Genomic DNA, 13,338 nt, shown 5'->3' with positions numbered 1-13,338 from the left:
CATGAACTGGACAGAATTTGCAGTCACTGTAAATCATGAAGTTGAATCTTTAGTCACTAACATATTAGAAAACTATGGTTCAAATGGAGTAGTTATAGAAGATTCCAATGATTTAATTAATCAACCTACTGATAAATTTGGTGAAATCTACGAATTAAAAAAAGAAGATTACCCTGAACAAGGTGTGAGATTAAAAGCATACTTTAATGAATTGAAATATAACACTCAATTTAAAAATAAATTAGAAAATGAAATATTAAATTTGGATCTTATAGATGATTCAGTAGTTGAGTTTTCAGCAAAGACTATTGCTGAAGTAGATTGGGCTAATGAATGGAAAAATTATTTTCATCCTTTCAGAGCTTCTAAGAGATTTACGATTGTTCCAAGTTGGGAAGACTATTCAAAAGAATCAGAAGATGAATTATGTATAGAATTAGATCCTGGAATGGCTTTTGGTACTGGAGATCATCCAACAACAAGTATGTGTCTAAAAGCGATTGAAACTTATGTAACACCCGATTCCTCAGTCATTGATGTAGGTACAGGTTCTGGTATATTAAGTATCGCTAGTCACTTAATAGGTGTTAAACGAATTAAAGCCTTAGATATAGACGAAATGGCTGTTGGTGTGGCTAAGGAGAATTTTAGAAAAAATCATTGTGAAAATGATATTGAAGCCATTCCCGGTAATCTATTAAAAGAAGAAAATGAAAAATTTGATGTAGTTATCGCAAATATTTTAGCTCATATTATTGATGAAATGATTGAAGATGCTTATAATACACTAAATGAAGATGGTTATTTTATAACTTCAGGTATTATAGAAGAAAAGCATGAAGATATACTGTCACATATGAAGCGTGTTGGATTTAATATTGTATCAATCAATCATGACAATGGATGGGTTTGCATTGTTGGTCAGAAAGTGAGTGAATAATTTGCAACGATACTTTATCAATCAAAACGCTGATTCTCATCAGCGTTTTTTTATTACCAATGAAGAAGATATACATCATATCAAAAATGTAATGAGAAATACCGTTGGTAACAAAATTATAATTAATTTTAATGATAAAAAAGTATTTATTAGTGAAATCACAAATATAAAGTCTAATCAAATTGAAGTTTTACCAATAAACCAATTAGATATTGACACTGAATTACCAGTTGATGTAACGATTTGTAGTGGTTTAATAAAAGCTGATAAATATGAATGGTTGCTTCAAAAAAGTACAGAATTAGGTGCCAATCATTTTATTTCAGTGGGTATGGATCGATCTGTAGTTAAATTACAAGAGAACAAGGTACAAAAGAAAATAGATAGATGGCAAAAGATTGTAAAAGAAGCTGCTGAACAAAGTTATAGACTTGTTATTCCAGATGTTAAATTTCAGTCGAATTTAAAAGTAATTTATGATACCATAAATAATTATGACTATGTGTTAATAGCATATGAAGACGAAGCCAAGCATGGCGAAAAAAGTCGATTTAAAAATATTTTAAACAACTTTCAAACGAATGATCGTGTGTTAATCATATTTGGACCTGAAGGTGGTTTTTCTGATAAGGAAATCGATCTCTTTAGGGAGGTAAGCTTAAACGTTGGTTTAGGTCCTAGAATATTAAGAGCAGAAACTGCGCCACTATATGCACTTAGTGCTATAAGTTTTGAGAAAGAATTGATGGGGTGAATTAAATGGCAACAGTAGCGTTTCATACTTTAGGTTGTAAAGTAAACCATTATGAAACTGAAGCAATATGGCAATTATTTAAAGATGCTAATTATGAAAGAGTAGATTTTGAAACTAATGCAGATGTATATGTCATTAATACTTGCACCGTGACTAATACAGGTGATAAAAAAAGTAGACAAGTCATTAGAAGAGCAATACGTCGTAATCCGGATGCAGTAGTATGTGTTACAGGTTGTTATGCACAAACATCTTCTGCTGAAATTATGGAGATTCCAGGTGTAGATGTCGTTGTTGGTACTCAAGACAGACATAAATTACTTAGTTATATTGATCAATTTAGAGAAGAACGTCAACCAATTAATGGTGTTGGAAATATTATGAAAAATCGTACATATGAAGAACTTGATGTGCCTTATTTTACGGATAGAACTCGTGCATCTCTAAAAATCCAAGAAGGTTGTAATAATTTTTGTACGTTCTGTATTATTCCATGGGCACGTGGTTTAATGCGCTCTAGAGATCCTGAAAAAGTAGTTGAACAAGCAACACAATTAGTTCAATCTGGATATAAAGAAATTGTATTAACTGGTATTCATACCGGTGGATACGGTCAAGATTTAAAAAATTATAATTTAGCTCAATTACTCAGAGATCTTGAGGAAATTGATGGTTTAGAAAGAATTCGAATTTCTTCAATTGAAGCCAGTCAACTTACTGATGAAGTCATTGACGTTCTAAAAAATTCTAATAAAGTAGTTAGACATTTACATGTACCATTACAATCAGGTTCAGATACAGTATTAAAACGTATGCGTCGCAAATATACTATGGAACATTTTTCTGAAAGACTAACAAAATTACATGATGCATTACCTGATTTAGCAGTTACAAGTGATGTTATAGTAGGTTTCCCAGGAGAAACTGAAGAAGAATTCCAAGAAACATATGATTTTATAGTTAAACATAAATTCTCAGAGTTACATGTTTTCCCGTATTCACAACGTATTGGTACACCTGCTGCACGTATGGGTGATCAAATTGATGAGTCAATTAAAAATGAACGTGTGCATAAACTTATTGCTTTAAGTGATCAACTTGCTAAAGAATACGCATCAAAATTTGAAAATGAAGTTTTAGAAGTGATTCCAGAAGAAGTAGGGGAAACAAAAAATACATTAGTAGGTTACGCAGATAATTATATGAAAGTTGAATTTGAGGGTAGTGAGGATTTAATCGGTGAGATTGTTAAAGTTAAAATTAATAAAGCTGATTATCCAATTAACATTGGTAGTGCAGTTAGAATCGTTAATCATGCTACTAATAAAACTGAAGAAGGCATATTATTATAAATTTTTGAAATTATAAAGATTTATAATTGACCATAATTATTTCATATATTATACTAAATAAAGCATAGTTAATTATTTCTATGCAATTATTGACTTTAAGTTTCGTTGATATTTGGAGGGAGGGAAATACAGATGTCTAAAACAGTAGTACGTAAAAATGAATCACTAGAAGATGCATTACGTAGATTTAAACGTTCAGTATCTAAAAGTGGTACAATCCAAGAAGTACGTAAACGTGAATTTTACGAAAAACCAAGTGTAAGACGTAAGAAAAAATCAGAAGCTGCACGTAAACGTAAATTCAAATAATTAATAGCTCTGTTGACTCCCTCAACATGAATGTTAATTATATATATCCTCTCAATTAGTTAAACTAATTGAGAGTTTTTTTATATAATTGTAATACTATAATATAGTATTTATTTCATGTATAATTTAATTGAGAGCGAGGTGAGATAATGATAAGTATAAGTTTGATACATATCGAGAATACTTTTGCTTCATTGAATCATTCATGGTTGAATCATATGTCAAATATCATTGTTAATCCTATTGTTTTATTAATTCTTACATGTATTATCTTTTTAGGTTTTTTATATCAACTTTATTCTAAAAGGATAAATATTTTAGGTATTTTAGCTTCTCTAGCGTTACTTATTCTATTTCTAGGATTTTTAATTAGTGGCGATGTCAATTTGATTTCGATTTTATTGTTTTTCATAGGTATCATCTTACTAATAATAGAACTATTCGTTGTTGGAGCAGTCATTGGAATTATAGGAATAGTGCTTATTATTGTTAGTATGATTATGTTAGGAGATAATATTTTAGTTATGCTCTTTAATGTTATTGTCGCTTTAATATTTTCTATTATAGAATGGGTGATTTTGGTGAAAGTATTTAATCGCAAAATACCATTTTTTGATAAAGTGGTATTGAATGATTCAACGAGTACAGAAGCTGGTTATAGATCTCATGATGATCGTTCTTACTTAGTGGGAAAAACTGCGTATACTACTACTGATTTAAGACCTGCTGGAATCATAACTTTAGATGACAAAAGAATTGATGCTGTTTCTGACGGTACATTTATCCTGAGAAATAAAAAAGTAAAAATTTTAGAGGTAGAAGGTAGTAGAGTAGTTGTAAGAGAAATAAAAATATAAAAGGAGTAAAATCAATGTTAAATATTGGAATTATAATTATTGCGATTATTATAATAGTTGCGTTATTGTTATTATTTTCATTTGTACCAGTCGGATTATGGATTTCCGCTATTGCTGCAGGTGTAAAAGTTAGTATTGCTACACTTGTAGGAATGCGACTTCGTAGAGTATCTCCTCGTAAAGTGATAGGTCCTCTTATTAAAGCTCATAAAGCAGGATTAAATTTAACAACAAATCAATTGGAATCGCATTATCTAGCTGGTGGTAATGTAGATAGAGTAGTGGATGCCAACATAGCAGCTCAACGTGCAGATATCAATTTACCTTTTGAAAGAGGTGCCGCAATAGACTTAGCGGGACGAGATGTCTTAGAAGCTGTTCAAATGTCTGTTAATCCCAAAGTAATCGAAACTCCCTTTATTACCGGTGTTGCGATGAACGGTATCGAAGTTAAAGCTAAAGCTAGAATTACAGTAAGAGCTAATATTTCTAGACTTGTAGGTGGTTCTGGAGAAGAAACAATTATTGCACGAGTTGGTGAAGGTATTGTTTCCACAATTGGTTCTAGTGAACATCATACACAAGTACTTGAAAATCCTGATAATATTTCTAAAACAGTATTAAGTAAAGGATTGGATTCAGGAACAGCATTTGAAATTTTATCGATTGATATTGCAGATGTAGACATCGGTAAAAATATCGGCGCTGATTTACAAACGGAACAAGCACTCGCAGATAAAAATATTGCTCAAGCTAAAGCTGAGGAACGACGTGCTATGGCTGTTGCCTCTGAACAAGAAATGAAAGCACGTGTTCAAGAAATGCGTGCTAAGGTAGTAGAAGCTGAATCAGAAGTACCACTAGCAATGGCTGAAGCTTTACGTAAAGGTAATATCGGAGTAAAAGATTACTATAATTTAAAAAATGTAGAAGCAGATACAGGTATGAGAAACGCTATTAATAAACGTACCGAACAAAATGACGATGAATCACCAAATTAAATAGAGGGGTGATTAAATGAATATTGGAATTCTTATATTCGTTATTTCTGTGATTGTTACTGGTATTAGTGCAATGAGAGATAAAAGTCATGAACAACGAAAAAATCAAATGCCTCCACACAAAAATACACAAAGTCCTACGCAAAACACACCAAGAAAAAAAGGTATTTTTGAACAGATAGAAGAAGCTTTTAATGAGATGGCATCAGAATTTGATGAAGAAGAACAAACTAAAAAAACATCATCACCAAAACCATCTTCTAAAAAAGAAACGGTTCACAGTGATAAAAATCTAAAAAAAAATGTTACGCCTGAACATCATCGTGGAGAATCAAAACGGTTTGAAACTAAACAATCTCACACCGGAAAAGTGCCTTCTAAAGATAGATATTCAACTTCACGAGAGAGATCTCAAAGTGAAAAAAATATTAAAAAACAGTTAGAAGACTCGCTATCAAAAGAATTATTTAATGTGAGATCTGAAATTGACAGGGAAAAAGAAAAACAACTTTCTTTAATTGAAAAGAAAGCTAAAGAAATTATTAATGATAAGTATTTATCTGAAAAAACGAAACGTTATAAACTGAATCAACTACTCAATAGTAAATCTATTGAGAAAAATATGACACATCAAACGTTTCAATTTGATAATGATCCAATAGTTGATGGAATTATTTGGCAAGAAATATTAAATAAACCTAAAAAATTATAAGAGGTTATAAATAAAAAAATAAGACAAGATTCATTGTTTCATTCTGACCTCTATAAGAGACTTTCTACGTGAAAGTCTCTTTATTTATGTTCCTAATAAGTTAAGACGCCCCTAAAACTCATAGTGTTCTTGGTACTTTTTTGTTATGCTATATTATCTTAGGTTAATTATTCATTCAAAACATTTAAATTTGTATACTTTATCATTGTTTAGTAAAATTTATATGAAAGATTAATTATTAATGAATATGTTTTATGTGAAAAGGAGCGCTTTTATGCCAGGAATAATTCAAATAGATAACATCAATCATTCTCAAGCTTTAATTGGTAATAATGATGAACACTTAAAGTCGATTGAAGAAGCATTTGATGTTATCATACATGCTCGTGGGCAAGAAATTGCAGTAAAAGGTCAAGTATTAGAGCATGTTGAAAAAGCAGAATTAGTTCTTAAAAATTTATTAAAGGTAATTGAGTTAGGACATTCAATTACATTAAAGGATGTTGAGGCTGCCATAAAGATGGCTAAAAATGATACTATTCAATATCTATTGGATTTATATGATGAAGAGATTACTAAAGATGCCTTTGGTAAAACAATTCGTGCAAAAACAATGGGGCAACGTCTTTATATTAATGCTATGAAACGTAATGATTTGGTATTTGGTATAGGTCCTGCTGGAACAGGTAAAACTTTCCTTGCAGTTGTTTATGCTGCAAAACAATTAAGAAAAGGAACTGTAAAAAGAATTGTTTTAACAAGACCAGCTGTAGAAGCTGGTGAATCATTAGGTTTCTTACCAGGAGACTTAAAAGAAAAAGTTGATCCATATTTAAGACCTCTTTATGATGGTTTAAATACTGTCCTAGGTAGAGAACAAACAGCACGATTTATTGAACGAGGTACAATTGAAATTGCTCCCTTAGCGTATATGAGGGGTAGAACTCTAGATGATGCATTTGTCATTTTAGATGAAGCTCAAAATACAACACATGCACAAATGAAAATGTTTTTAACTCGTCTAGGATTTGATTCAAAAATGGTTGTAACTGGAGACCAAACTCAAATTGACTTACCAAAAGGTGTTAAAAGTGGATTAAAAGAAGCTATTAAGAACCTTCGTGGTGTTAAAGGAATAAATATTATGGAACTAGATCAAAGTGATGTAGTACGACACCCATTAGTAAGTAAAATTATCGAACGTTATGAAGGAGACAATTAAATGTTTACGATTGATTTCAATGATCATACAAACTTAGTTAAAGATAAATGGTATCATCAAATTGAAGACTTAATTAACTTTGCTAAAGAAAAAGAAAACATTCATGAAGATGCTGAATTGTCAGTTACTTTTGTAGATAAAGATGAAATTCAAGAAATAAATAAAAATTATCGAGATAAAGATAAAGTGACTGATGTTATTTCTTTTGCACTTGAAGAAGATGAACCAGATATTATTGGTTTAGATATTCCTAGAGTATTAGGAGATATTATTATTTGTACTGATGTAGCTAAGGAACAAGCTGAATCTTATAATCATTCATTTGAAAGAGAACTTGGTTTTTTAGCTTTACATGGTTTTTTACACTTATTAGGTTATGATCATATGAATGAAGAAGATGAAAAAGAAATGTTTGGACGTCAAAAAGAAATTTTAAATGCATACGGATTGACTAGAGATTAAATTTTTAAAACGATTTAAATACACCTTTGATGGTTTAAAAACACTTCTTCAAAAAGATCACAATTATCTAATACACTTAATCTTCGCATTCATAGCTATCATTTTAGGAATTATCGTAAGACTTTCAACTGTAGAATGGTTGTTTGTTTTATTAAGCATCACTTTGGTACTTACGCTTGAAGCTGTGAATACGGCTATAGAATGCGTCGTAGATTTAGTTACTTCTGACTATCATGAATTAGCTAAACAAGCTAAAGATATTGCCGCCTTTAGTGTTATGGTTGTTTCAATCTTTGCACTAATTATAGGTTTAATTATTTTTATACCTCACATCTTTTTTTAAGGGGACAATAAAATGAGTTATCAATCACATTATTTTCAAGAAGTTAGAAAAGCTCAACAACGTGCTTATGTACCGTATAGTCATTTTAAAGTAGGTGCATATTTAAAAACAAAAGACGGTCGTCATTTTTATGGAGCAAATGTTGAAAATGCAGCTTATCCAGCAACGATTTGCGCAGAACGATCTAGTTTAGTAGCTGCAATTTCAGAAGGCTATCGACCAGGAGATTTTGAATCAATAACAGTTACCGTTGACGCTGAACATCCGTCATCACCTTGTGGAACATGTCGTCAAGTATTAAAAGAACTCTGTGATGACGACATGCCTGTGTATATGACAAATCATAAAGGTGAGATGATTAAATCAACTGTAGCAGAACTATTACCTCACGGCTTTTCAGGAAAGGATTTAGAATAAATGACAGAACACAAATCAGGATTTGTATCTATTATAGGGAGACCGAATGTGGGAAAATCCACATTTATGAATAGAGTCATTGGACATAAAATTGCAATTATGTCAGATAAAGCTCAAACAACAAGAAATAAAATTCAGGGAGTAATGACAAGAGAAGATGCTCAAATCATTTTCTTAGATACACCAGGCATTCATAAACCTAAGCATAAATTAGGAGATTATATGATGCGTGTAGCTAAAAATACGCTATCAGAAATCGATGCTATTATGTTTATGGTAAATGTAAATGAAGATATTGGTCGTGGTGATGAATATATAATGGAAATGCTGAAAAATGTTAAAACACCGGTATTTCTAGTGTTAAATAAAATTGATTTAGTTCATCCAGATGCACTTATGCCTAAGATTGAAAAATATAAAACCTATATGGATTTTACTGAAATCGTGCCAATTTCGGCACTTGAGGGATTGAATGTGGATCATTTTATCGATGTACTTAAAGATTATTTACCTGAAGGTCCAAAATATTACCCTGATGATCAAATATCGGATCATCCAGAACAATTTGTAGTAGGCGAGATTATTAGAGAAAAAATCTTACATTTAACAAGTGAAGAAATCCCACATGCAATAGGGGTAAATGTAGACAGAATGATTAAGGAAAGTGAAGAAAGAGTAAGAATTGAAGCAACTATTTTTGTTGAACGTGATTCTCAAAAAGGAATTGTTATAGGTAAGGGTGGGAAAAAACTTAAAGAAGTTGGTAAAAGAGCTCGACGCGATATTGAAATGCTTCTCGGATCAAAAGTTTACCTTGAATTATGGGTAAAAGTTCAGAAAGATTGGAGAAATAAAGTAAACTTTATTCGTCAAATGGGATATGTTGAAGATCAAGATTAACGTTTAAATTAATAGGAAAGCCGGTGAGATGCATTGTTAGAAAAACAAAAAGGAATTATCATAAAATCAGTAGATTATGGTGAATCCGATAAAATTATTACAATATTAAACGAGCATGGTGCTAAAATTCCTATTATGGTAAGACGTGCTAAGAAATCTAAAACCGGCTTGCAAGCTCATACACAACTCTTTGTGTATGGCTTATTTATTTATAATAAATGGAAAGGTATGGGGACGCTCAGTTCTATTGATGTCATAAACCAATATTATCAATTACGATTAGATATTTTTGATAGTAGTTATGCGACTTTATGTGTCGAAGCAATAGATCGATCATTAGAACCAGATGAAGTTTCTCTATATCATTATAAGTTATTAGAATTTGTACTCAATAAAATTTCAGAAGGTAATTCTGCTCAATTAATGTCGATTATCGTATTATTGAAATGTATGAATAAATTTGGTTTTGACGCATTTTTCAATTATTGTGCAATTACTGGTGATACTGATCAATCTAAGCTTATTGCTTACAGTTTTAAATATGACGGGACAATCTCAGAAACTGTATTAAATAATGATCCTTATGCATTAAAGCTATCCAATAAAACATTTTATTTATTGGATATTTTACAAAAGTTGCCAATTGATAAAATGAATCATTTTAATATTAACCAAACTTTATTAGATGAAATGTCAGAATTAATGATAATGCTGTATAAAGAATATGCTGGCATGTACTTTAAAGGTCAAAAATTAATTAATCAACTTAAGCGATTAGAATAATATACAATGTTTAAATTAATTAAAAGAACCCACATATTACTCATAGCAAGTAATAAGTGGGTTCTTGTTATATTAAAACTTAACTTTTTCAGCTAAGAATGTTTCTAATTCTGAGATTGGCATACGAACTTGTTCCATAGAATCTCTATCACGTACTGTAACTTGATTATCTTCTAATGAATCGAAATCAAATGTAATACAGTAAGGAGTACCGATCTCATCTTGACGACGATAACGCTTACCAATTGATTGTGATTCATCAAAATCAACAGAAAACTTAGAACTTAATTGTTCAAAGATTTTAATTGCTTCTTCAGATAATTTTTTACTTAATGGTAAAATAGCAGCTTTATATGGTGCTAAAGCAGGGTGGAAATGCATTACTGTACGAGCATCTTTACTACCTTCAACGCCTTCTTCATCATAAGCATCACATAAGAAAGCTAATGTAACACGATCTGCCCCTAAAGAAGGTTCAATACAATATGGAATATATTTCTCATTTGTTTCTGGATCATGATATCTGAAATCCTCGCCAGAATGTTCACTGTGCTTTTTCAAGTCAAAATCAGTACGGCTTGCAATACCCCATAATTCGCCCCAACCAAATGGGAATTTATATTCAATATCTGTAGTCGCATTAGAATAGTGAGATAATTCTTCTTCATCATGGTCACGTAATCTCATATTTTCTTCATTGATGTTTAAATCTTTTAACCATTGACTTGCAAATGTTTTCCAGTAATTTTGCCATTCAATTTCTTCACCAGGTTTACAGAAGAATTCTAATTCCATTTGTTCAAATTCTCTTGTTCTAAAAATAAAGTTACCAGGCGTGATTTCATTACGGAATGATTTACCGATTTGACCAATACCGAATGGTAATTTTTTACGCATTGAACGTTGAACGTTTTTATAGTTTACGAAAATACCTTGAGCAGTTTCTGGACGTAAAAATAGTTCATTAGTAGAGCCCTCAGTAACACCTTGGAATGTTTTAAACATTAAGTTAAATTGACGAATATCTGTCCAATTAGCAGTACCACTTACTGGACATACAATACCTTCATCATCGATGATGCGTTTCATTTCTTCAAAACTTAAGCCATCAGCAATGAAATTTTCATCACCTTTTTCATTTTGCATATAGTCTTCGATTAATTTATCTGCACGATAGCGAATTTTACTATCTTTATTATCAATCATTGGGTCATTAAAATTACCTAAATGACCAGATGCTTCCCAAGTTTTTGGATTCATTAAAATTGCAGCATCAATCCCAACATTGTATGGTGATTGAGTAATGAATTTTTGCCACCATGCTTTTTTAATATTATTTTTTAATTCAACACCTAATGGACCATAATCCCATGTATTAGATAAACCACCGTAAATATCACTACCTGGGAATACAAATCCTCTATGTTTAGCTAGTGATACAATAGTATCCATATCTTTAACCATATTATCTCTCCTTTTAAAATAAAAACGTCCCAAGACAATAAATAAATATAAAACAATACTTATTATTATCTTGGGACGAGTTAATAATTCATCTATATAAATATATAGTGTTAACAAAATAACCCGCGGTTCCACCCAAATTAGTGTAGACACTCGCTTTTATGTAATGATATTGATAAGCCAATTTTTAAAATGTTAAGCTTCCACCAACCTTAACTCGCTTAATCATATTTTAATTCATAGAAAATTTAATAGCAAGGATTTATATGTATTTGTAGGTATATATATAAATAGGTATAATAAAACATGAAATTAAAAGGGGTGAAGACCTATAGAATTAAGTAAAAGACAAGAACAAATAATTGAAATAGTTAAGGATGGTGGCCCGATAACAGGTGAACATATAGCAGATAAGCTTAATTTAACTCGTGCTACTTTACGTCCTGATTTAGCTATTTTAACTATGTCTGGTTTTATTGAAGCTAGACCACGTGTGGGTTATTATTATTCAGGTAAATCCAAGAATAAATTAATCAGTGATCATTTACGTCAATATATAATAAAAGATCATATGTCTCTACCTGTTATCGTTAAAGAAGATACGACAATTTATGATGCTATATGTACTATATTTTTAGAAGATACAGGAACATTATTTATTACTAATCAAAAAGATGAATTGATTGGTGTGAGCTCGCGAAAAGATTTGTTACGTGCCTCTATGATTGGTCAAGATATTCATACTATGCCTATAAGTATCATCATGTCACGTATGCCTAATATTGTTTATTTAAAAGAAGAAGACCTCGTCATCTATGCTGCAAGTCAAATGATAGATAAGGAAATTGATTCAATTCCCGTCGTTAGAAAAAAAGAAAATAGTAAATATAAAGTTGTAGGTAGAATATCTAAAACAACAATAACAAAATTATTTGTTTCATTATTTAAAGAATAGGTGATAAACAATGGAAAATATAAAGATAATCATTGCATCTGATTCAATAGGAGATACAGCTGAGTTGGTTGCTAGTGCTTGCGTCGCTCACTTTAATCCTAAAGCTTGTAAACATGGTTTTTTGAGATATCCTTATATAGAAACCTTTAAGGATATAGATGAAGTTATACAGGTCGCTATAGATAAAAATGCAATTATTGTATATACGTTAGTAGAACCAGAAATTAAAGCATATATGAAGAAAAAAGTAGACGATTTCTCTTTAAAAGCTGTTGATATAATGGGTCCTCTAATGACACTACTTAATCAAACGCATGATGAGGAGCCGTATAATCAGCCAGGCAGAGTTCATAAATTAGACGATGCCTATTTCAAAAAAATAGATGCAATCGAATTTGCGGTAAAATACGATGATGGTAAAGATGCGAAAGGATTACCTAAGGCAGATATTGTTTTAATTGGCATTTCAAGAACTTCTAAGACGCCTCTATCTCAGTATTTAGCGCACAAAAGCTATAAAGTAATGAACATTCCTCTAGTTCCAGAGGTAACGCCACCAGACGAATTATTTAAAATTAATCCAACTAAATGTATAGCATTAAAGATTAGTGAAGATAAACTTAATTTAATAAGAAAACAACGACTTAAACAATTAGGATTAGGTGAACATGCTAGATATGCGACTGAAGATAGAATTAAAGAAGAAATTCAATATTTTGAAAAAATTGTCGAAAAAATAGGATGCCCTGTTATTGATGTATCTGATAAGGCTATTGAAGAAACAGCAAATGATGTTATACAAATTATTGAAAGTAAAGCATAAATATTTAAAAACCTTTTATAAAAGTGTATAATATTATGACTACT

General features: G+C 30.9%; 16 protein-coding genes. 15 read left to right on the top strand and 1 reads right to left on the bottom strand.

Annotated elements, in window-relative coordinates:
* The first annotated feature begins 1 nt into the window (after position 1).
* The 13 genes from prmA (at position 2) to recO (ending at position 10,052) form a co-directional block, all read left to right on the top strand.
* The gene (gene prmA, locus CD034_RS05795) at positions 2-940 is read left to right on the top strand and encodes a 50S ribosomal protein L11 methyltransferase (protein WP_002449831.1); all 939 of its coding nucleotides are present in this window, start codon (positions 2-4) and stop codon (positions 938-940) included.
* Between the two features lies 1 nt (position 941).
* Positions 942-1,694, top strand: coding sequence for a 16S rRNA (uracil(1498)-N(3))-methyltransferase (locus CD034_RS05790; protein ID WP_049431014.1), 753 nt, complete (start codon positions 942-944; stop codon positions 1,692-1,694).
* Between the two features lie 5 nt (positions 1,695-1,699).
* Positions 1,700-3,046, top strand: a complete 1,347-nt coding sequence (gene mtaB / locus CD034_RS05785; protein ID WP_002449880.1) for a tRNA (N(6)-L-threonylcarbamoyladenosine(37)-C(2))-methylthiotransferase MtaB — start codon at positions 1,700-1,702, stop codon at positions 3,044-3,046.
* Between the two features lie 132 nt (positions 3,047-3,178).
* Entirely contained in the window at positions 3,179-3,355 is a 177-nt protein-coding gene (rpsU, locus tag CD034_RS05780; protein ID WP_002449867.1) for a 30S ribosomal protein S21, read from the top strand.
* 149 nt (positions 3,356-3,504) lie between these two features.
* Positions 3,505-4,212, top strand: a complete 708-nt coding sequence (locus CD034_RS05775) for an NfeD family protein (RefSeq protein ID WP_002449826.1) — start codon at positions 3,505-3,507, stop codon at positions 4,210-4,212.
* A gap of 14 nt (positions 4,213-4,226) precedes the next feature.
* Entirely contained in the window at positions 4,227-5,213 is a 987-nt protein-coding gene (gene floA, locus CD034_RS05770; protein WP_002449729.1) for a flotillin-like protein FloA, read from the top strand.
* Positions 5,214-5,229: 16 nt separating this feature from the next.
* Positions 5,230-5,925, top strand: coding sequence for a hypothetical protein (locus tag CD034_RS05765; protein WP_002449854.1), 696 nt, complete (start codon positions 5,230-5,232; stop codon positions 5,923-5,925).
* A gap of 274 nt (positions 5,926-6,199) precedes the next feature.
* Complete coding sequence (locus tag CD034_RS05760) at positions 6,200-7,147, top strand: PhoH family protein (protein WP_103288193.1); 948 nt, start codon at positions 6,200-6,202, stop codon at positions 7,145-7,147.
* Positions 7,148-7,609, top strand: coding sequence for an rRNA maturation RNase YbeY (gene ybeY / locus CD034_RS05755; protein ID WP_002455276.1), 462 nt, complete (start codon positions 7,148-7,150; stop codon positions 7,607-7,609). It abuts the gene before it with no gap.
* Positions 7,605-7,952 carry a diacylglycerol kinase family protein gene (locus tag CD034_RS05750; RefSeq protein WP_037554417.1) on the top strand — a complete coding sequence of 116 codons (348 nt, stop codon included), beginning with the start codon at positions 7,605-7,607 and terminating at the stop codon, positions 7,950-7,952. Before ybeY ends, CD034_RS05750 begins: the two co-directional genes overlap by 5 nt.
* Positions 7,953-7,964: 12 nt before the next feature.
* On the top strand, positions 7,965-8,369 hold the full coding sequence (gene cdd / locus CD034_RS05745; protein WP_002455278.1) for a cytidine deaminase: 405 nt from the start codon (positions 7,965-7,967) through the stop codon (positions 8,367-8,369).
* Positions 8,370-9,269 (top strand): GTPase Era, encoded by a 900-nt coding sequence (gene era / locus CD034_RS05740; protein ID WP_002449851.1) that lies wholly within the window; start codon positions 8,370-8,372, stop codon positions 9,267-9,269. It abuts the gene before it with no gap.
* A gap of 33 nt (positions 9,270-9,302) precedes the next feature.
* The gene (recO, locus tag CD034_RS05735; RefSeq protein WP_002455279.1) at positions 9,303-10,052 is read left to right on the top strand and encodes a DNA repair protein RecO; all 750 of its coding nucleotides are present in this window, start codon (positions 9,303-9,305) and stop codon (positions 10,050-10,052) included.
* Positions 10,053-10,124: 72 nt separating this feature from the next.
* Here recO and CD034_RS05730 read toward each other — a convergent pair whose 3' ends face one another.
* A complete protein-coding gene (locus tag CD034_RS05730; RefSeq protein WP_002449775.1) occupies positions 10,125-11,516 on the bottom strand; it encodes a glycine--tRNA ligase in 1,392 nt (463 codons plus the stop codon).
* A gap of 331 nt (positions 11,517-11,847) precedes the next feature.
* Between CD034_RS05730 and ccpN the strand changes: the two genes are divergently transcribed.
* Entirely contained in the window at positions 11,848-12,471 is a 624-nt protein-coding gene (gene ccpN / locus CD034_RS05725; protein ID WP_071860142.1) for a transcriptional regulator CcpN, read from the top strand.
* Between the two features lie 10 nt (positions 12,472-12,481).
* On the top strand, positions 12,482-13,294 hold the full coding sequence (locus CD034_RS05720; RefSeq protein WP_103288192.1) for a pyruvate, water dikinase regulatory protein: 813 nt from the start codon (positions 12,482-12,484) through the stop codon (positions 13,292-13,294).
* Positions 13,295-13,338: the final 44 nt, after the last annotated feature.

Source organism: Staphylococcus hominis subsp. hominis, from assembly GCF_002901845.1.
Lineage (GTDB): Bacteria > Bacillota > Bacilli > Staphylococcales > Staphylococcaceae > Staphylococcus > Staphylococcus hominis.
This window is presented reverse-complemented; position numbering and strand designations above follow the sequence as displayed.

Excerpts from the sequence above, each read along its gene's own strand:
- prmA (WP_002449831.1), top strand. The coding sequence starts at position 2 with ATGAACTGGACAGAATTTGCAGTCACTGTAAATCATGAAGTTGAATCT.
- mtaB (WP_002449880.1), top strand. The coding sequence starts at position 1,700 with ATGGCAACAGTAGCGTTTCATACTTTAGGTTGTAAAGTAAACCATTAT.
- CD034_RS05765 (WP_002449854.1), top strand. The coding sequence starts at position 5,230 with ATGAATATTGGAATTCTTATATTCGTTATTTCTGTGATTGTTACTGGT.
- cdd (WP_002455278.1), top strand. The coding sequence starts at position 7,965 with ATGAGTTATCAATCACATTATTTTCAAGAAGTTAGAAAAGCTCAACAA.
- ybeY (WP_002455276.1), top strand. The coding sequence starts at position 7,148 with ATGTTTACGATTGATTTCAATGATCATACAAACTTAGTTAAAGATAAA.
- CD034_RS05730 (WP_002449775.1), bottom strand. The coding sequence starts at position 11,516 with ATGGTTAAAGATATGGATACTATTGTATCACTAGCTAAACATAGAGGA.
- floA (WP_002449729.1), top strand. The coding sequence starts at position 4,227 with ATGTTAAATATTGGAATTATAATTATTGCGATTATTATAATAGTTGCG.
- CD034_RS05720 (WP_103288192.1), top strand. The coding sequence starts at position 12,482 with ATGGAAAATATAAAGATAATCATTGCATCTGATTCAATAGGAGATACA.
- CD034_RS05775 (WP_002449826.1), top strand. The coding sequence starts at position 3,505 with ATGATAAGTATAAGTTTGATACATATCGAGAATACTTTTGCTTCATTG.
- rpsU (WP_002449867.1), top strand. The coding sequence starts at position 3,179 with ATGTCTAAAACAGTAGTACGTAAAAATGAATCACTAGAAGATGCATTA.
- era (WP_002449851.1), top strand. The coding sequence starts at position 8,370 with ATGACAGAACACAAATCAGGATTTGTATCTATTATAGGGAGACCGAAT.
- CD034_RS05760 (WP_103288193.1), top strand. The coding sequence starts at position 6,200 with ATGCCAGGAATAATTCAAATAGATAACATCAATCATTCTCAAGCTTTA.